Below are 19,618 nucleotides of genomic sequence, written 5' to 3' on the forward strand. Positions count from 1 at the left end.
TTGGATGTTCAATATAAATAGAAACCTTGTTAGGATGCTGTGTCTTAAAAGTTGAGTAAGTGAAGCGGTAAGTGTGGCAGATTTGCTAGTTTTGACCAGAATGTAACAACAGGAAACGAAGCGCAAAGCACACGTACTGACAGGAAGCCGGGTAACGATACCGGATAGAACCCTTGCAAAATTGATAAGCCAACAACCAGAGGTAAACGATGATGAGTCCACCTGCCAGTGAAAAAGACAGAATCAACCCCGTGGTGTTTTACACCTCCGCAGGATTGATTCTGGCCTTTTCACTCATCACTATTTTGTTCAGTAAAGACGCCGCCGGTTGGATACTGAGTGCAGTTAACTGGGTATCCGAAGCGTTTGGCTGGTATTACATGCTCGCCGCCACGCTCTACATCGTATTCGTGGTGTATATTGCCTGTTCCCGCTTTGGCTCAATCAAACTCGGGCCTGAGCAGTCCAAACCTGAATTCAGCATACTGAGCTGGTCAGCGATGCTGTTCGCTGCGGGCATCGGGATAGACCTGATGTTCTTCTCTGTAGCCGAACCCGTTTCGCAGTATATGAAGCCGCCAGAAGGGGCAGGGCAAACGCTGGAAGCGGCGCGTCAGGCCATGGTCTGGACGCTGTTCCACTATGGTTTAACCGGCTGGTCGATGTATGCGCTGATGGGCATTGCACTTGGTTACTTCAGCTACCGTTATAATCTGCCGTTAACCATTCGTTCTGCCCTGTATCCCATCTTTGGCAAACGCATTAATGGCCCGATCGGGCACAGCGTAGACATCGCCGCGGTGATTGGAACGATTTTTGGTATTGCGACCACGCTCGGCATTGGTGTTGTGCAGTTAAACTACGGGCTGAAAGTCCTGTTTGATATTCCAGAAGGCTTAACGGCGCAAACGGCATTGATTATTCTGTCGGTCATCATTGCCACCATTTCAGTCACTTCGGGCGTCGACAAAGGCATTCGAATTTTGTCTGAACTGAATGTGGCGCTGGCCCTCGGCCTGATTCTGTTCGTCCTGTTCGCCGGCAATACCGAATTTCTGCTTAACGCGCTGGTGCTCAATGTGGGTGATTATATTAATCGCTTTATGGGCATGACGCTGAACACCTTTGCCTTTGACCGGCCAACCGAGTGGATGAACAGCTGGACCTTGTTTTTCTGGGCCTGGTGGGTTGCCTGGTCGCCGTTCGTCGGCCTGTTTCTGGCGCGTATCTCTCGTGGCCGTACCATCCGTGAGTTCGTGCTGGGCACGCTGGTTATTCCGTTTACCTTTACGCTGCTGTGGCTGTCGGTATTTGGCAACGCCGCCCTGTATGAAATCATCCACGGTGATGCGGGGTTTGCACAGGAAGTGATGGGCCATGCGGAGCGCGGCTTCTACAGCCTGCTGGCGCAGTATCCGGCATTCAAGCTGAGTGCCTCTGTTGCAACCATTACCGGGATGTTGTTCTACGTTACTTCGGCGGATTCCGGTTCGCTGGTGCTGGGTAACTTCACCTCGAAACTCAAAGACATCAACAGTGATGCCCCCAACTGGCTGCGTATTTTCTGGTCAGTGGCTATCGGTGTGCTGACGCTGAGCATGCTGATGGCCAACGGCATTACCGCGCTGCAAAACACCACGGTAATTATGGGGCTGCCGTTTAGTTTCGTTATTTTCTTTGTCATGGCAGGGCTGTATAAATCGCTCAAGGTAGAAGACTATCGTCGCGTCAGTGCCACGCGTGATACGGCTCCTTATCTGGCTCATGCGACTGACCGACTGACCTGGAAAAAACGCTTGTCGCGCCTGATGAACTACCCGGGTTCTCGTTACACCTTAAAAATGATGGATGAAACGATCTTTCCTGCCATGCAGGACGTGGCAAAAGAGCTGGAGTTGCGCGGAGCGCGCGTCTCGCTGGACAGGGTGACCGCCGATGATGAGCATCCGCTGGGGTATCTGGATCTGCGCGTACAGCTAGGCGAGGAGCAGGATTTCCTCTATCAGGTCTGGCCGCAGCAGTATTCGATTCCTGGCTTTACCTACCGCGCGCGCAGCGGTAAATCAACCTATTACCGGCTGGAGACCTTCCTGCTGGAAGGCAGCCAGGGCAATGACCTGATGGACTACAGTAAAGAGCAGGTGATCATCGATATTCTCGATCAGTATGAACGCCACCTGAACTTTATCCATCTGCATCGTGAGGCGCCAGGCAGTAACATTACGTTCCCTAACGCCTGATCCCATCGCCCGTTAACCGCCAGGTTGACGGGCTTTTTTATCACTGACGGGCTAAGAGTGCCCGGCGAGCACCGCTGCCGGTCCGTGGCGGTTTGGCGTCACCCCTTAAGGTGTCAGTAAAAGAGATTCACGTCATCTCATGGCGCGACCTGTGAAACGTGACGTTTACAGTCGGAATCCTCCCGACCTAAAGCGTGGCAAAATCAGCTATCTTTACATTTTACAGGACACCGATGACCGTTGTGGACAGGGAGTCGTATGCGAAAAATTCTCAGAACATTTCTGCCGCTTTACACCACCACCTTTTTGATGCTGTTGGGTTCGGGGTTACTGACCACCTACGTATCACTGCGTCTGGCCCACGATCAGGTAAATGGCGCACTGATTGGTGCCATCATTGCCGCAAACTACATCGGACTGGTGATCGGCGGTAAGGTCGGCCACAACCTGATTGCGCGCGTAGGGCACATTCGTGCCTATGTCGCCTGTGCCGGCATTATCACCGCGTCAGTCATCGGACATGGGCTAACAGATTTTATTCCTCTGTGGGTTTTCCTGCGCCTGATCATCGGGTTATGCATGATGTGCCAGTATATGGTGCTGGAAAGCTGGCTCAACGATCAGGCTGAATCTTCACAGCGTGGCCTGATCTTTGGCTTTTACATGGTGGCGACCTACCTCGGCTTGAGTAGTGGCCAGGTGGTGCTGACGTTGCAGAGTGACTTTGGCCTCCAGACATTATTAATTGTGGCGCTTTGCTTTGCGCTCTGCCTGGTGCCGATTGCGCTGACGACGCGCACGAACGTCCGCGCCATGTCACCCGCGCCAATGGAGCTGGGCTATTTTCTGCGTACCATCCCTAAATTACTGAGCACCACCTTATTAACAGGCATGGTCGTGGGGGCCTTTTACGGCCTGGCACCGGTTTACGCCAGTAGTAAGGGATTCAGCGACGGGCAAACCGGTATTTTTATGAGCCTGACGATCTTTGCCGGGCTGGTCGCACAATTTCCTCTGAGCTGGCTGTCTGACCGCTACGATCGTCAGCGGCTGCTGTTCTACATTGCGACAGTGCTGGCGCTGACGTGTTTGCCGCTGGTGCTGCTGCCCAGTCTGTCCTTTGACTGGGTACTGGGCATCGCCTTTCTGGCCAGCATGGTGCAGTTTGCCCTTTATCCCTTGCAGGTAGCCCTGGCGAACGATCAGGTGGCTGCCGAACAGCGCGTCTCGCTGACGGCCTGTCTGCTGATGGCGTTTGGCGTTGGCGCCAGTGTGGGTCCGTTGCTGGTGGGGGCGCTAATGCAGCCGTTTGGCAGCAATATGCTTTATCTGTTCTTTACGGTGTGCACCCTGTTGATCGCTGCGCTGAGCTTCGTGAAGAAAGCGCCGCTACCTTTGCCCACGACCGAAGTGCCCTTGCCCCATGTGGTTTTACCCGACAGCCTGGCCACCTCGCCTTTGGGTGCGGCGCTCAATCCGGTACTGGAAGATGAGGCCATTCAGGCAGCGATGGTTAACACTGATGAGCAAAACGAAGACGATGAGGATGAGGGCGACGACGAGGATGAGGGCGACGACGAGGGCAGAGAGACGGACGCACAGGATGATGAACGTGACAGTCAGGCCACACCCGGATCATCGTCTCGTAACCCATAATCACGGGTAACCGCTATCTCATGGACGCTAAATAGCCTCGACAAGTTGTGCGGGGTTTGCCACGCTGAAAGCCGTTACCGCTATGGAGGATGCCATGTTAGAGCTGCGCCCAAACTGTGAACGTTGTGATGTTGATCTGCCTGCGGCATCCCATGATGCGCGCATCTGTTCGTTCGAGTGCACGTTTTGCGCCGCCTGTGCTGAGCAGCACCTTCAAGGGCGGTGTCCGAACTGTGGTGGGGAACTGGTCCGGCGTCCTGTCCGGCCTGCCGCTAAACTGCTGACGCATCCGGCCAAAACGCGTCCCGTCTGAGGTCATGACATCAAAACGCCGGCTTCTGCCGGCGTTCTTCGGTTCTTATTGCCGCCTGGCTTGCCCGCTCGCCTCCACGAATCATCCCCTTTGCAAGGTGAAAAGTGGGATCGTCGCGTGACAGTGTCACAAAAGGCGGGTGGGGCGGTTACCGGAACAGCCTGCCGTCGCGCACCAGCTCGCGGGGATAGCTGTTTTTAATACGGCTGCCAACACGTTTAGCCAGCCCGAGCGGCTGATCCTGATAGGTTACTATTATTTCATCCCGCGCTGGGAGGCTTTCAGGGTAGATATCGCGACCGCGATACCACTCTTCGGCTTCTGCTTCGTTCAGCGCAAACGTCTGATCGGGACGCGGTGAGGCAAGGGCAATGACGGCCTCGTGTTGCCAGCGATAGCCTTTTGCAAAGGTTTCTGCCAGCTTCAGGCCAATGCGTGAGAAGCGGACCTTGCCCAACAGCGGCATCACGTCGGTGGGAAACAGCCAGATCTCTTTGTCACGTTGCCAGAGTTGCAGGCTGTCATCCCACTGAAGCGCAACCTTTGCTGCCGCCTGCACAATGTCGTTTTCCAGCTTACGGCTCACAGGGCTAAAGGGCAGCTTGCCCACTTTATAGGTAGGCGCAGGCAGCCGTTCAACGGAGGCAGTTTTGCGTAATCGCGCGACGAAAAAGCCTTCGCTGTCAAAGCGCTGAGGGAAGACGTGCAGGTAACCTTCTGGCGTTGCAGCCCGCTCAGCGCCCGGGAAAAGTGACGCCAGCGGCATCACCTCAACCGCAGCGGGGTAACGCGCCAGTAGCCAGGCCACAACCTGCTGGTTTTCAATCTGATTGAGTGTGCAGGTGGAATACACCAGCGTACCGCCGGGCTTTAGAGCGTGAAAAGCGCTGTCGATCAGATCGCATTGGGTTTGAGCGATGTCGTGCGTGCTGGCCAGCGACCAGTTTTTTAACGCGTCCGCATCCTTACGCATCACGCCTTCACCCGAGCAGGGCGCGTCCAGCAAAATGGCATCAAACTGTTCCGGCAGCGCAGGCCCAAAGACGCGGGCGTCAAAGTGGGTCAGGGCGCTGTTGGTTACGCCGCAACGGGTGATGTTGGCATGAAGCACTTTGACCCGGCTGGCGGAAAACTCGTTAGCCAGAATAACGCCGCGGTTGTGCATGCAGGCGGCAATCTGGGTGGTCTTGGAGCCGGGGGCAGCAGCCATATCCATGACGCTCATGGCATCGGGCTGGGCCGCAAACAGGGCTGTCACCGGCAGCATTGAGCTGGCTTCCTGGATATAAAACAGGCCGCTCAGATGCTCCGCAACGCTGCCCAGCGGCAGGCTTTCGTCCTCGCGATTGATCCAGAATCCTTCCGCACACCAGGGAACCGGCGTCAACTGCCAGCCGTAATGCGCGGTTTGAGTCAGAAAGTCACTGACGCCGATCTTTAAGGTGTTCACGCGCAGGCTGCGACGTAATGGCTGCAGGCTGATGTCAATAAACTGCTGCAGGTCGGTATCATCGGGCAAGCTCTGGCGTATCAGATTGAGGAATTCGGCAGGGAAGCGTGAGGCGGAGTCGGACACGGATAAGTTCTCTTTGAGGCAAAGGCGGCAGTTTAGCACGCCAAAAGAAAACGGGCAGCCTGGGCTGCCCGTATGGCTTAAGGTTGATTAGGGTCGGGGATTGCCGTGCCCCAGTTACGCCAGTCTTTAGGCGGTTCATCCTGCAGCAGGAAGTGTTTGTTTGACGTTGCCTGAGGTGCCAGCGGCACGGTCGGCGGCGTAGCAAACTGAATACCGCCACGGATAAACTGCTGGAAGGTGCCGGTTTTCACCACGCCACCAATCAGGCCAAAGTCCAGGTTATAGCCCGAGGCCAGCCAGAATACCGAATTGTTGCGGACCAGGTGCTGGTATTTCTTACTGATACGCAGCGCGATTTGTACGCGGTCTGCCATATTCCCCAGCGATGTACCGGTCACCGTGCCCACTTCCACCCCGCGGAACAGCACCGGCGTACCTAACGACAGGGAACCCGCTTCGGTCGCATCCACATAGATGTTCAGGCCATTGAGGTAACGTGAATCAGTAATGGTGCTTTCCTGCAGCTCGAAGGTGCGTGCGCCACGGCCTTTACCCGGATCGACGTTGACATAAGGCTGAAGGATCGTTTCCAGATGATTTACACCAGCGGCAGAAATTTCTGGCGATACCACTGAGAAACGGCTGTCGACACGGGCAAAACTCTGCACATATTCAGGGTAGAGTACGGCCTTCGCCACCACCTGATTGTTGTCATCGCTCAGCGACAGCGACTCGATTTGTCCCACGTTGATACCGAGGTAACGAATTGGCATTCCGGCAGACAGCTTGCTGGCGTCATAGGTATGTAACGTAATCTGGCTGCCCACGGCCCGTGCAGCCGTTTCAGACGGATAAAGCACCCGCTTCGCGCCTTTATCAATTTTCGCGCCCGTCAGGTTGTCGAAGCTGATAGCGCCCTTCAACGCGCGATTTAGCGGCGAAGCCTGAACGGTTAACCCACTGCCGTTAAGCTGAACGCGTGCGCCGCCTTCGGCCCAGAACACACTTTCAGTAGAGAGCAGTTTGCGGTATTCCGGTTTGATGTGGACCGCGATATCAAACGCATCGGCACGCGGGGTGACTTGCGTAATCTCACCGACCTGGAATTTACGATAGAGCACAATCGAGCCGGCCTGAACGTCTGGCAGGCTTTTTGCCGTCAGCATCAGCGTTGTAGATGGGCCATCGCCGGTAATGCCTTCTTCGGCGCGTTCAGCATCGGCAAAGAGGGGATAGGCCGTCTTAGGTGCGCCTTGCTTACCCGGCTCCAGACGAATACCGCCATCGACCCACTCGCGGGCGCTGGCGCCCAGCACCTGCATGCCATCCAGGCCGAACTTCACGTCAAGGCGACTGTTTACAATGAATTTACTGTCGCCGTGGACCAGGTGGCGCTGGTCAGGATTGACCGCGACAACAAAATTAACGCCGTTTGCATCCAGATCCCGGGAAATCACCTGACCAATTTTCAGTCCGTGCAACATCAGGGGTTGGCCGGCATCGATGCCGTAGCTTTCGGGGGCGCTCAGTTTCACGGTGAGAACATTGGGCTGCTGCAGCAGCGTTTTATTGGGTGCGACCACCGTAAAATGCTGCTGCGGTGCACCCTCGCCAGGCACCAACTCAAAGGTGTTGCCGGTCAGCAGGCTGCTCAGGCTGGTATCCGTGAGGCTGAGTTTGGGGCTGCGCATCTCAATACGGGTGCCTTCACGCATCAGTCCCACGACAGAGGGATCGATCGTCATCTCACCGGTCACTTTACCGCCATCCTGCAGGTTCAGTTTGGTCAGGGTGCCGACTTCTAAGCCCTGGTACATCAGCGGCGTACGGTTGGCTGAGAGATTATCCCCGCTGGGCAGATCCAGCGATATCAGCACGCCACGCTGGCTGTGAGCCAGGTCGGGATAGAGCTGATAGTTCTGGTCGGTTTTTGCGGCTTCCGCGCCCTCAGGCGAGTCAAAGGCGATAGCGCCGTTGACTAAGGCTGACAGGCTTTCAAGCTGTACCCTGGCCCCGCTCAGGCTGACGTCTGCATTCATTCCTGACACATTCCAGAAGCGGCTGTTGGTTTTCACCAGGTTCACGAAGCGCCGCTCAATCAGGACGTCAATCGACACGCCGTTGTTCTGATTGTTAATGCTGTAATCGTAGACCCGGCCCACCGGGATTTTGCGGTAATACACTAACGAACCGGTGTTCAGCGAGCCGAGGTCGGATGAATGCAGGTGAATCATCAGCTCACCGGTATTCACGCGGTATTTCGGTTGGGTATCCAGCGCGGTAAAGGTGTCACTTTCTTTACCATCGCCTGGCATCATGCCAATGTAGTTCCCCCCCACCAGCGCATCAAGACCGGAAACGCCGGCTAGTGAGGCTTTTGGCGTCACCAGCCAAAACTGCGTATTTTCCCGCAGCGCATCGCGCATGTCGCTTTTAATGCTGGCCTTGATCTGAATCTTTTTGTAGTCGTCGCTAAGATTGATGCCCTGCACAGTACCGACTTCCACGCCCTGATAGCGGACAGGCGTGCGGCCGGGCACGATGCCATCGGCCGTCTGGAAATTGATGGTGATGGTCGTGCCGCGCTCTTGAAAATTGGTCCAAAGCAGCCAGCCCGCAATCAGCATTGCGATAATGGGCAGAAGCCAAAAAGGTGAAATTTTACGCTTGTTGCGCAGCGTAGCATTAGTCGGTGTAGTCGGCGTTTCCTGTTGCATGTGCATCCCAGAGCAGGCGGCTATCCAGCCACTCAACGGCCATAATGGTCAGGATCACTGCCGCGCCAAAATAAAACGCAGCGGGTCCCATGGTAAAAGCCAGTAGTTGATCGCGATTGACCAACGACATGGTTAGTGAAATGACAAACAGATCCAGCATAGACCAGCGCCCAACCCAGGTCACAAAACGTAGCAGACGAATGCGGGTTTTCAGGCCTTGTTCGCAGCGGAAATGGATACTGAGCAGCAGCGCCAGCATCACCAGCACTTTGGTGAAGGGAACCAGAATACTGGCGATAAACACCACGGCTGCCACGGGCACGTTACCGGATGCCAGAGACAGGATGCCGGAGAAGATCGTGTCTTCACGGCGCGATCCGTTCAGGTACACCACCGAAATCGGCAACAGATTGGCGGGAATCAGCAGCACAATTGACGCGATAAGGGCGGCCCAGGACTTTTGTAAGCTGTGGCGGCGCCGAAAATCAAGCGGCGTATGACAGCGTGCGCAGCGGCCGCGAGCGTCAGGAATATCGGTGTAGTGGCAGTTAAGGCAGACCTGAAGATCGTCACGCCGCGTGACCTGGTGCGGTTGGGGATAAAAGTGCTCCCAAAGCTGCTCCATGTTCAGATGAATCAACGTAATAACGCTCAGCACGGTTAGCGCCACGTAGGCGACCAGCCCATAGCCTAATTCAAGGTCGGCGTAATCCTGAACTTTTATGGAGGCGACGGCGATGCCAATCAAAAAAATATCCAGCATCACCCACTCTTTGAGTTTATCGAGCATCAGCAGCACCGGGCGCAGATTCATCCCTAAACGCTCACCCAGGGCCAGATAGCCAATGCCTGCCACCAGCGTCACCGGCGCGCCGATAGTACAGAACGCCACCATCGAGGCGGTCAGGACATTGCCCTGTAGCGTCATCTGAACGATACCTTCCAGTACGCTGGCGTCAATGCGCATGCCCAGCAGGCGAATGTCGATAAGGGGCATGCTAAAAGCAAAAGGCATCAGCACCAGCATCGTGGCCGCCATCGCCAGCAAACGTGTCATTGACCAGTCGCGGCCGCTCACAATTTGCGCGTTGCAGCGGGGACAGTGGGCTGACTGATACGATTTCACATCTGGTAAGGAAAAAAGGGTATCGCATTGCGGACAACGCTGATAACGTGCCTGAGGCAATGTCTGGCTGATAGCGTGAATTTTCATAAATGAGTGTATGTTTCGCTTATTGTAATTAACGCAAAGGGTCAGTAAGACATCGCCTGGGTACCTGTCTCGGGTATCACGCTTCGATCCACAGAATGTTAAGGTTATAGTAACTAACGCTATGATTCACCTTATGGCTATGGATTTTTAGTGCTTATTTTTAACAAGCGGAGTGGTTAGCCGCTCGGATGTCACTGGTAACGGTTGAATAATGAACAAAACTGCCTTTTACGCCGATTTAGATCGCGATATGCGCGCCTTACTGGCGGGAGAAACGGCGTTCCTCGCTGCAATGGGTAATTTTAGCGCGCTGTTGTATGAACGTCTCGAAGGCGTGAACTGGGCAGGTTTCTACCTGCTGACGGAAGCCGATACGCTGGTCCTGGGCCCGTTCCAGGGGAAAATCGCCTGCGTGCGTATTCCCGTGGGCAAAGGGGTTTGCGGCACCGCACTGGCGCAACAACAGGTGCAGCGTGTTGATGATGTCCATGCTTTCCCGGGGCATATCGCCTGCGATGCCGCCAGTAATGCAGAAATTGTGATTCCTCTGAAAATAAACGGTCAGGTTGTCGGCGTACTGGATATCGACAGTGTGGAATACAATCGCTTTGATAGTGAAGATGAAAAAGGGCTGGTCGCCTTGACTAACGGGCTTTGCGACGTGCTCGCGAACAGTGACTTAGAAAAATATTTGCAGCTGACGCGTAGCTAATCGACTGGATTGCATGGCATTTGGCGATGTTGTCATTATAATGTCGCCTGTTCATGCCTGCTCTGGTCGGCAAACCCGTAGTAATCAGGAAATTTCATGGAAAATCAACCTAAGTTGAATAGCAGTAAAGAAGTCATTAGCTTTCTGGCGGAGCGCTTTCCGCACTGCTTTAGCGCTGAAGGCGAAGCGCGTCCGCTCAAAATCGGTATCTTTCAGGATCTGGTCGAGCGCGTTCAGGGCGAAATGAACCTGAGCAAAACGCAGTTGCGTTCGGCCTTGCGTCTTTATACCTCTAGCTGGCGCTATCTGTACGGTATCAAAGCGGGTGCCACCCGTGTGGATCTCGATGGAAACCCCTGTGGTGTTCTTGATGAGCAGCACGTGGAGCATGCCCGTAAGCAACTCGAAGATGCCAAAGCGCGTGTTCAGGCACAGCGCGACCAGCAGCGAGCCGCTCGTCGTGAAGCCGGTGAAGGCGAAGAGGGTGCCAGCGCACCACGTCGCCCACGCAAACCTGCTCCGCGTAAACCGGCAGAAGGTGAGGCCGCGCGTAAGCCGCGTCCACAGTCTGCTGAGCGTCCCACTGCATCGCAGAATCGCAAACCGGCACCACGCCCGGAGCAGCAGGCTAAACCCATCACTGATACCTCAACTTTGCAACCCGGCCAGAGTATTAAAGTTAAAGCAGGCAAAAGTGCGATGGACGCAACCGTTCTGGAAGTGTCGAAAGACGGCGTCCGGGTACAGCTCGCTTCCGGCATGGCAATGATTGTGCGCGCAGAACATTTGCAGTTCTGAAACGGAGGCTGACCCCGGCATGAACACCCTTTTAAAAGTTGGATTGATTGCGGGCCTGCTGTTGTCAGGCCCTTCCTTTGCGGCCGAAAACATCACACGTGCCGATCAAATTCCACAGCTGCATGAAGATCCGCAGGATGCGACGGTAAGCGAGCGCGTGACGTCACGTTTTACCCGTTCTCACTATCGTCAGTTCGATCTTGACGGCGCCTTCTCAGCCAAGATTTTTGACCGCTATCTCAATATGCTCGACTACAGTCACAACGTGTTGCTGGCGTCGGACGTTGCACAGTTTGCCAGCAAGAAGACCCAATTGGGTGATGAGCTGCGTAGCGGTAAGCTGGATATTTTTTACGATCTTTATAATCTGGCGCAAAAACGCCGCTTTGAGCGCTATCAGTATGCGCTTACGGTGCTGGCGCGTCCGATGAACTTTACCGGCAATGACACCATCGATATTGACCGTGCTAAAGCGCCCTGGCCGAAAGACCAGAGTGAGTTGAATGCGCTGTGGGACGCCAAGGTCAAATACGATGAGCTGAGCCTTAAACTCGCCGGTAAAGACGAAAAAGAAATCCGTGAAGTGCTGACCAAACGTTATAACTTTGCCATCCGTCGTCTGGCACAAAGCAACAGTGAAGATGTATTCCAGCTGGCAATGAACGCTTTTGCCCACGAAATCGATCCGCACACCAACTACCTTTCACCGCGTAATACAGAGCAGTTCAATACCGAAATGAGCCTGTCGCTCGAAGGGATTGGTGCCGTGTTGCAGATGGATGATGACTATACCGTTATCAACTCTATGGTGGCCGGTGGTCCGGCGGCGAAGAGCAAAGCGATCACCGTTGGCGACCGCATCGTCGGCGTCGGTGAGCCAGGCAAGCCAATGGAAGACGTTATCGGCTGGCGCCTGGATGATGTGGTCGCCAAAATCAAAGGTCCGAAGGGCAGCAAGGTTCGCCTTGAGATCCTGCCTGCCGGCAAAGGCACAAAGACCCGCATTGTGACCTTAACGCGCGAGAAAATCCGTCTGGAAGATCGCGCGGTTAAAATGAGCATTCACAATGTTGGTAAAGAAAAAGTCGGCGTGCTCGATATTCCGGGCTTCTACGTTGGCCTGACCGATGATGTCAAAGTGCAGTTGCAGAAGCTGCAAAAGCAGAACGTTGACAGCATCGTCATCGATCTGCGCACCAACGGCGGCGGCGCACTGACCGAGGCGGTTTCGCTTTCTGGCCTGTTTATTCCAAGTGGCCCGGTTGTTCAGGTCCGTGACAATAATGGCCACGTGCGTCAGGACAGCGACAACGACGGCATCGTTTATTACAAAGGCCCGCTGGTGGTGCTGGTTGACCGCTTCAGTGCTTCTGCATCAGAAATTTTTGCAGCGGCAATGCAGGATTATGGCCGTGCGCTGATCGTCGGCGAACCCACCTTTGGTAAAGGCACCGTTCAACAGTACCGGTCACTGAACCGCATTTACGATCAGATGCTGCGTCCGGAATGGCCTGCGTTGGGCTCAGTGCAGTATACGATTCAGAAGTTTTATCGTATCAATGGCGGCAGCACGCAGCGCAAAGGCGTGACGCCGGATCTGCTGATGCCAACCGGTGTTGAAGCGGCGGAAACGGGCGAGAAGTTCGAGGACAATGCGTTACCGTGGGACAGCATTACGGCGGCGACCTATACCCGAACGGGTGATGTCAAAGCGCTGGTGCCCCAGCTGACCAAAGAGCACGCTGAGCGCATCGCTAACGATCGCGAGTTCCAGTACATCATGAAGGACATCGCCCGCTTTAACGCCATGAAAGACAAGCGCAACATTGTGTCGCTCAATCTTGCCCAGCGCGAGAAAGAGAACCACGAGGAAGATGCGCTACGTCTGGAACGCATTAACGCGCGCTATCAGGCTGAAGGTAAAAAGCCGCTGAAGAGCCTTGATGATTTGCCGAAAGACTATAAAGAGCCCGATCCTTATCTGGATGAAACGGTAAAAATTGCCAATGACCTGGCGCAGCTGGAAAAATCCTCACCTGAGGTACCGGCCGCTAAAACCCACTAACGGCAAAACCTGGTTTACCAAAGCACCGCCCAGCGCGGTGCTTTTTTTTATTATTAATTTGGCAGTGATTAGCGTCGTTAATGTGTCTGTCTGAGCGGTTTCCGACAGGTTACGCCAAAGGTTGTGTCATATTGTAAAGTTATGTCTTTTTAGACACTTAAACGTTAAGGTTGCTTGAAAACACGCACAATGCTCATAGGATATGTATCCGCGCATGAGCGCATGAACTACTGAGGAAGATTAACCGTTATGATGCGTATTGCTCTTTTCCTGCTGACCAACCTGGCTGTGATGTTGGTATTCGGGCTGATTCTCAGCCTGACAGGAATCCAGTCAAGCAGTGTTCAGGGCCTGATGATAATGGCAGGCTTGTTTGGCTTCGGCGGTGCGTTTGTCTCACTGCTGATGTCGAAGTGGATGGCGCTACGTTCAGTTGGCGGTGAAGTGATTGAGCAACCGCGCAATGAAACCGAGCGCTGGTTAGTTGACACGATTGGCCGACAGGCACAGCAGGTCGGTATTGCTATGCCCCAGGTCGCTATCTATCACGCGCCGGATATTAACGCGTTTGCAACCGGTGCGCGACGTAATGCCTCGCTGGTGGCGGTGTCTACTGGCCTGCTGCAAAACATGAGTCGTGATGAAGCGGAGGCGGTGCTGGCGCACGAGGTCGCGCACATCGCCAATGGCGACATGATCACCATGACGCTGATTCAGGGCGTGGTGAACACCTTTGTTATCTTTGTGTCACGTATCCTGGCACAGATTGCGGCGGGCTTTATGTCCGGCAACCGTGATGGCGAGGAGAGCAGCAACGGAAATCCGCTGGTCTACTTTGCTGTATCGATGGTGCTTGAACTGGTATTCGGTATTCTGGCCAGCATCATTACGATGTGGTTTTCACGTCATCGTGAATTCCATGCCGATGCCGGCTCGGCCAAACTGGTGGGGCGCGAAAAAATGATTGCGGCTTTGCAGCGTCTGAAAACCAGCTATGAGCCGCAGGAACCCAGCAGCATGATGGCGTTTTGTATTAACGGAAAAGGTAAATCATTTAGCGAACTTTTTATGTCGCATCCACCGTTAGATAAACGTATCGAAGCGCTGCGCAGCGGTGAATACCTGAAGTAACCCTGACGAAAAAGGCGACGACAACGTCGCCTTTTTTTGTCGCTGAACTCAGGCTTTCATTCGGGACAGGCTGAGAAGGGCGGCGACGGTAGAGAATCCTCCTGCTAACAACAGCGAGGCATGGGTTCCGCCATTTCCCATCAGATTGAACATCAATGCGACCAGCGCCGCGCCGCTGCTCTGGCCCAGTAATCGCGCCGTGCCTAACATACCGCTGGCACCGCCGCTGCGGTTGCGCGGCGCAGCAGTGACGATGGTATGGTTGTTTGGTGACTGAAACAGGCCAAAACCGGCTCCGCACAGCATCATGCGCCAGATTATATCCATATCGTCAGGTTGGGCAGGCAGCCGGGCCAGCAGGAACAGCCCGCTGGCAAACAGTGCCAGACCAATGCCGCCGAGCAGACCGGCATGGACCCGCTCAATCAAACGGCCCGCAATCGGTGAAAGCAGCATGGTGGCAAGAGGCCAGGGCGTCAGCAGCAGACCTGTTGCGACTTCATCGCGACCCAGTACGCTTTGCAGATAAAAAGGCAGAGAGACCATCGCCAGCATTTGTGCGCAGAAAGAGCAGACAGAAGTGCAGATCGACAGCGCGAAAATGGGAATACGCAGCAAGTCAACCGGCAGCAGCGGCACCTCCATCCTTAACTGACGGCGGATAAAGAAATAACCGACCAGGATGATCACCACAATTTCGCTGGCGATCAGCCAGTGGGGCTGTCCCTGCGCAAAGCCGCCCAGAGCCGAAATCAACAGCCCGAAAAAAAGCGCATTCATCACCGCACTGGTGACATCGAACTTCTGGGTTTTCGCCCGTTGTGGGTTATCGGGCAGATAACGCAACGCCAACCAGAGGGTCACTGCACCCAGCGGCAGGTTAATCAGAAATAACCAACGCCAGCTGGCAACAGAAAGGATGGCTGCCGCGACGGTAGGACCGGCAGCGGTTGAGATTGCTACCAGCAGTGCATTGATGGCAATGCCCCGACCCAGATAGCGAGGAGGATAGATAATGCGTATCAGCGCTGTATTAACGCTCATGACCGCAGCACCGCCAAGCCCCTGCAGGATACGCGCCACGGTCAGCATCGTCAGCGTGGATGACAGCGCGCAGAACACCGATGTCGCGGCAAACACCACCAGGCCGAACTGATAAACGCGGCGGTATCCAACGATATCGCCTAAAAAGGACAGCGACAGCAGTGAAGCCACAATCGCGATCTGATAGGCGTTGATGATCCAGACCGACTGGGCCGGGCTGGCCTGCAGCTCACGTGAAATGGTTGGGAGAGCCACATTGGCAATTGAGCCGTCTAACACCGCCATGATGAGGCCAATGGCGATCGTCAGAATAGCCCAGTACCGTTTTGGCACAGGAAGTCCGCCGTCAGAAGAAGAGAGTGACATAGAGGCTAATATTAAAGAGTGTGAATATCATCATGCTAATCAATTGGCCGACAAAATGCACCGCGCCGGAGTGAAAAATATATTTTACAGATGTTACAGACCTTGAAAGTTTGCCGGGATGAGGCGCTGCAATCTATACTGCAACCCCGTTCCATTTTTTTTGAAACACGTATTCAAGGTGAGCAATGGTTCCAGATTCAAAGGATAAACAACCTGATTCTGTCTCTTCGGTACAAAAGGTGTTTGGCATTTTGCAGGCCTTAAGCGAAGAGCGCGATCACGGTATTACCGAACTGGCTCAGCGGCTGATGATGTCTAAAAGCACCGTTTACCGTTTTCTGCAAACCATGAAATCACTGGGCTATGTCGCCCAGGAAGGGGAAAGCGAAAAATACTCACTGACGTTAAAACTGTTTGAGGTGGGATCAAAAGCGCTGCAGAACATTGACCTGATCCGCAGTGCCGATGTGCAGATGCGTGAACTTTCACGGTTAACCAAAGAAACAATCCATCTGGGCGCGCTGGACGAGGACAGTATTGTCTATGTCCATAAGATCGATTCGCTGTATAACCTGCGCATGTCGTCACGTATTGGCCGCCGCAATCCGCTGCACTCAACCGCGCTGGGTAAAGTGTTACTGGCATGGCGCAGTCGGGAAGACATTAACGACATTTTGCAGCGGATAACCTTTACCATTAATACCGCGAATACGCTTCCTGACGCCGGCGCGCTTATTGACGCCCTGAGTCAGGTCAGGAAGCAGGGTTACGGTGAGGATAATGAAGAGCAGGAAGAGGGCGTTTGCTGCATCGCCGTGCCTATTTTCGATCGTTTCGGCGTGGCCGTAGCGGGGCTGAGTCTCTCTTTTCCTACGCTGCGCTTCCCGGCATCGAACAAGCACACTTACGTGGCAATGCTGCATGAGGCGGGACGCCGTCTTTCCGCTGAGCTTGGTTATCACGATTACCCCGTAAACTGAAGAGCGGGCCGTGGCCCGCTCTTCAGTGCGATCAGTTATCAATCACATCGCCACTCTTTTTCAACAGCGGGCAGTCGGTGACGCCCACGACGCCGCTGTCCGTATGCAGATATTGTGCCGTGATCATGCCACGAGCGGTGAGGTAGTTACACTTCAGGCCCAGACCTGCGGCATTCTTGTTACTTCCGGCCAGCACGCCATAGCCAGTAAACAGCATGGCCAGCCAGATAATTCCCACAACAACAATTGCCCGAATGAACAGTTTCATTGTATCTCCTTATGATACCCAACGCAGCGTTCCGGTGACTGCTGCTTAACCTGATGTACAGAGGCAGCATGCCTCGCTTTGAAAAGGGATGCGATCAGAGATAACTGAAAGAAGCAGATTGATACACATCATTTACGTCACCATTATCTTTTACCGCGCCACAGAGTAGAATGGCGGGTCGTCCCCTTTATTGGGATTTCACCTGGTATCTTGAGGCAGTTATGAATGAGTTAGCCGCTAATGCGGGTCCTGTGGTCATCTTTTGCGTGATGGGAATCGTGCTGATTGTGGCATTGATGCTATGGTTCTATGTTAACCGCGCCAGCGTTCGGGCAAATGAACAGATTGCGTTGCTGGCGTCACTGTTAGAAGAGCAAAAGAAACAAAACGCGCAGCTCAAGCGGCTGATCGACAAGCAATCGGGTGCCGCCGAGCAAAAAGCGGAAGCGCAGGCGGAAAGCAACGATTTTATTCGCCTGATCCCGGAACGTTAAATCCTGCATGGAGGCCGGATGGCCTGGAAAAATCCCTGGTATGACAGCAGTAAAGCTCATCATACGCCGGCGGGGTTTCGTAACCCTGAACCTGATATGCGCCAACAGGGTGACCTGAAGCGCTGGCGTAAGGAACGTAAAGCGCAGGGATTACCGCATCCGCCTCAGCAGGGCTATGATGGTTTCAGGGCGCAGTGGTGGCAACCTGCCGACCTGAGCGGTGACGACGATCGCATCTGGTGGCTGGGCCATGCTGCGCTGCTGCTGCGGTTGAATCAACGCTATATTCTGATTGACCCCGCACTTTCCCGGCGGGCATCGCCATTACCGTTTCTGGGGCCGGAACGCAAAACCCCTTCGCCGCTGACGATCGACCAGTTGCCACATCTGGATTACGTGCTGATCTCCCACAGCCATTACGATCATCTGGACAAGCCGACCATTAAGCAGATCGTACGCCACTTTCCAGAAGCGGTTTTTGTGGTTCCGCTGGGTCTGGCAGACTGGTGTCAACGCCGTGGCGTGAAGCAGATACATCAGCTTGACTGGTGGCAGCAGAAAGCCTTCGAGGGCATTCAGTTTCATGCGGTTCCGGCCCGCCACTGGAGTATGCGCACGTTAACAGACCGCAACCGGTCATTGTGGTGCGGCTGGGTCATTCACACCGCGTCGCTGCGATTTTGGTTCTCCGGGGACAGTGGCTACACTGAAAACCTTCATGCAATTGCCGCGCGTCTCGGGCCGTTTAATCTTGCCGCGCTGCCGGTCGGTGCTTATGAACCCCGCTGGTTTATGGCGGGGCAACATATGGATCCTCAACAGGCGGTGTCGCTCTGGCATGCAATAGGGCAGCCTCTCACAATCCCTGTTCATTGGGGCGTCTTTGAACTGGCTGATGAATCGCTGGATGCCCCCCGGCAGAGTTGCTGCGGGTCTTACAACAACGTGGGGAAGCAAGCCGGCATTTTACGCCCTGGCAAATAGGGGAGAGCCGCAGCCTGAGCGATATCGGCCAGACGTAGTCCGGGGTGATAATCTCGCCTTATGACGTGACGGTATTCTGGCTGAATCAATATTCACTCCCGGTGCCCGTCATTCGAAAAACGCCTGCATGCAAGCTGTAAGTGATTGCGTTAACGCTCAACTTATGATTTTACTGGAAATAAAATTTATATTTGTACGAAATAAGATTTATTGTACAAGCCTGCTGCAATAGTTCACCCGCGCTTCACTTATTGGCTCCTTTATTTGGTGCAACTTTGCCATATTAGTGCAATGTTATTTTTTTAATGTTAACCCTCTGGCTGGACGGCCGAGACGGCGTCAGATATCACCCTGTCCGGGCAGAAAAGCATTATATTATAGGGTTGTTGTGACTATTAATGGCGTTCAGCACACAGGCTTATGTACCAGAAAGTACATTCTCTGGGAGCTGTCTTGCAAATATGTGAAAAGCGCCAGCCGTGATTATAAAAATGGCTTGCCATTATTTAGCGGATATGTGATAACAATTCGTGGGTTAAACGAGGTACAGTTCTGTTTATGTATGGCATCTTCAGTAAAGAAGTTACGAGTAAAGACGTTGACGTTGAATACCGCTTCCTTGCCGAACTTTAATCAGTGCCTCATTCAGTAATGTCTCTGTTTTATCTGTAGGTTAGCCTCCGGGCAAAATAAACACTTTAAGGAATTAGTAAAATGGCAAAGATTAAAGGTCAGGTTAAGTGGTTCAACGAGTCTAAAGGCTTCGGTTTTATCACTCCAGCTGACGGTAGCAAAGATGTATTCGTACACTTCTCTGCTATTCAGGGCAACGGCTTCAAAACGCTGGCCGAAGGCCAGAACGTTGAGTTCGAAATTCAGGACGGCCAGAAAGGCCCAGCAGCTGTTAACGTTACTGCTATCTGATTTCGCCTCAGACGGGTGCCAGGCACCACAGTCTCAGATATTAAAGCCTTGGCCAACTGGCCGAGGCTTTTTTTACGCTTTCGCTATTGTTTCCCGTCAAGTACACTTCCGCGCGTTAATCTTTGCCGGAGCGCCTG

15 protein-coding genes and 2 pseudogenes are annotated in these 19,618 nt (G+C 54.0%); 12 read left to right on the plus strand and 5 right to left on the minus strand.

Annotated elements, in window-relative coordinates; translation table 11 throughout:
• Nucleotides 1-209 precede the first annotated feature (209 nt).
• The 3 genes from GKC68_RS09730 (at nt 210) to GKC68_RS09740 (ending at nt 4,209) form a co-directional block, all read left to right on the plus strand.
• Nucleotides 210-2,240 carry a choline transporter gene (locus GKC68_RS09730; RefSeq protein ID WP_028723441.1) on the plus strand — a complete coding sequence of 677 codons (2,031 nt, stop codon included), beginning with the start codon at nt 210-212 and terminating at the stop codon, nt 2,238-2,240.
• 258 nt (nt 2,241-2,498) lie between these two features.
• Nucleotides 2,499-3,896 carry an MFS transporter gene (locus GKC68_RS09735; protein ID WP_288426928.1) on the plus strand — a complete coding sequence of 466 codons (1,398 nt, stop codon included), beginning with the start codon at nt 2,499-2,501 and terminating at the stop codon, nt 3,894-3,896.
• Nucleotides 3,897-3,990: 94 nt separating this feature from the next.
• Complete coding sequence (locus GKC68_RS09740; RefSeq protein ID WP_028723443.1) at nt 3,991-4,209, plus strand: DUF1272 domain-containing protein; 219 nt, start codon at nt 3,991-3,993, stop codon at nt 4,207-4,209.
• A gap of 148 nt (nt 4,210-4,357) precedes the next feature.
• On the opposite strand, the gene rsmF is transcribed toward GKC68_RS09740, so the two are convergent.
• The 3 genes from rsmF to yebS form a co-directional block, all read right to left on the minus strand.
• A complete protein-coding gene (gene rsmF / locus GKC68_RS09745; protein ID WP_028723444.1) occupies nt 4,358-5,785 on the minus strand; it encodes a 16S rRNA (cytosine(1407)-C(5))-methyltransferase RsmF in 1,428 nt (475 codons plus the stop codon).
• Between the two features lie 77 nt (nt 5,786-5,862).
• Entirely contained in the window at nt 5,863-8,502 is a 2,640-nt protein-coding gene (locus GKC68_RS09750; protein ID WP_064366987.1) for a PqiB family protein, read from the minus strand.
• On the minus strand, nt 8,471-9,715 hold the full coding sequence (gene yebS / locus GKC68_RS09755; protein WP_064366988.1) for a membrane integrity lipid transport subunit YebS: 1,245 nt from the start codon (nt 9,713-9,715) through the stop codon (nt 8,471-8,473). Before yebS ends, GKC68_RS09750 begins: the two co-directional genes overlap by 32 nt.
• 211 nt (nt 9,716-9,926) lie before the next feature.
• Here yebS and GKC68_RS09760 point away from each other — a divergent pair, with 211 nt between their 5' ends.
• The 4 genes from GKC68_RS09760 to htpX all read left to right on the plus strand — a co-directional run bounded on the left by GKC68_RS09760 (nt 9,927) and on the right by htpX (nt 14,421).
• Entirely contained in the window at nt 9,927-10,427 is a 501-nt protein-coding gene (locus GKC68_RS09760; RefSeq protein WP_013026036.1) for a GAF domain-containing protein, read from the plus strand.
• A gap of 96 nt (nt 10,428-10,523) precedes the next feature.
• The gene (proQ, locus tag GKC68_RS09765) at nt 10,524-11,225 is read left to right on the plus strand and encodes an RNA chaperone ProQ (protein ID WP_013026035.1); all 702 of its coding nucleotides are present in this window, start codon (nt 10,524-10,526) and stop codon (nt 11,223-11,225) included.
• 19 nt (nt 11,226-11,244) lie between these two features.
• Nucleotides 11,245-13,290, plus strand: a complete 2,046-nt coding sequence (gene prc / locus GKC68_RS09770) for a carboxy terminal-processing peptidase (protein WP_206114807.1) — start codon at nt 11,245-11,247, stop codon at nt 13,288-13,290.
• A 249-nt stretch (nt 13,291-13,539) separates the two neighbouring features.
• A complete protein-coding gene (gene htpX, locus GKC68_RS09775; protein ID WP_028723449.1) occupies nt 13,540-14,421 on the plus strand; it encodes a protease HtpX in 882 nt (293 codons plus the stop codon).
• A gap of 48 nt (nt 14,422-14,469) precedes the next feature.
• Here htpX and GKC68_RS09780 read toward each other — a convergent pair whose 3' ends face one another.
• Nucleotides 14,470-15,831 (minus strand): MFS transporter, encoded by a 1,362-nt coding sequence (locus GKC68_RS09780; RefSeq protein ID WP_028723450.1) that lies wholly within the window; start codon nt 15,829-15,831, stop codon nt 14,470-14,472.
• A gap of 185 nt (nt 15,832-16,016) precedes the next feature.
• On the opposite strand from GKC68_RS09780, the gene kdgR reads away from it, so the two are divergent.
• Nucleotides 16,017-16,811, plus strand: coding sequence for a DNA-binding transcriptional regulator KdgR (gene kdgR / locus GKC68_RS09785; protein WP_028723451.1), 795 nt, complete (start codon nt 16,017-16,019; stop codon nt 16,809-16,811).
• Nucleotides 16,812-16,842: 31 nt separating this feature from the next.
• On the opposite strand, the gene GKC68_RS09790 is transcribed toward kdgR, so the two are convergent.
• Nucleotides 16,843-17,079: a YobH family protein gene (locus GKC68_RS09790; RefSeq protein WP_013026030.1), complete on the minus strand. Its 237-nt coding sequence runs from the start codon at nt 17,077-17,079 to the stop codon at nt 16,843-16,845.
• 170 nt (nt 17,080-17,249) lie between these two features.
• Between GKC68_RS09790 and GKC68_RS09795 the strand changes: the two genes are divergently transcribed.
• The 4 genes and pseudogenes from GKC68_RS09795 to cspE all read left to right on the plus strand — a co-directional run bounded on the left by GKC68_RS09795 (nt 17,250) and on the right by cspE (nt 19,481).
• A complete protein-coding gene (locus tag GKC68_RS09795) occupies nt 17,250-17,573 on the plus strand; it encodes a YebO family protein (RefSeq protein WP_028723452.1) in 324 nt (107 codons plus the stop codon).
• Nucleotides 17,574-17,591: 18 nt separating this feature from the next.
• Nucleotides 17,592-18,595 (plus strand): annotated as a pseudogene (locus tag GKC68_RS09800) (MBL fold metallo-hydrolase).
• A gap of 520 nt (nt 18,596-19,115) precedes the next feature.
• A pseudogene (locus GKC68_RS09805) lies at nt 19,116-19,250 on the plus strand (DUF2627 domain-containing protein).
• 21 nt (nt 19,251-19,271) lie between these two features.
• Entirely contained in the window at nt 19,272-19,481 is a 210-nt protein-coding gene (gene cspE, locus GKC68_RS09810; RefSeq protein WP_001062678.1) for a transcription antiterminator/RNA stability regulator CspE, read from the plus strand.
• The last annotated feature ends 137 nt before the right edge of the window (nt 19,482-19,618 follow it).

This window comes from Pantoea sp. RSPAM1, assembly GCF_038816185.1.
Lineage (GTDB): Bacteria > Pseudomonadota > Gammaproteobacteria > Enterobacterales > Enterobacteriaceae > Pantoea > Pantoea ananatis.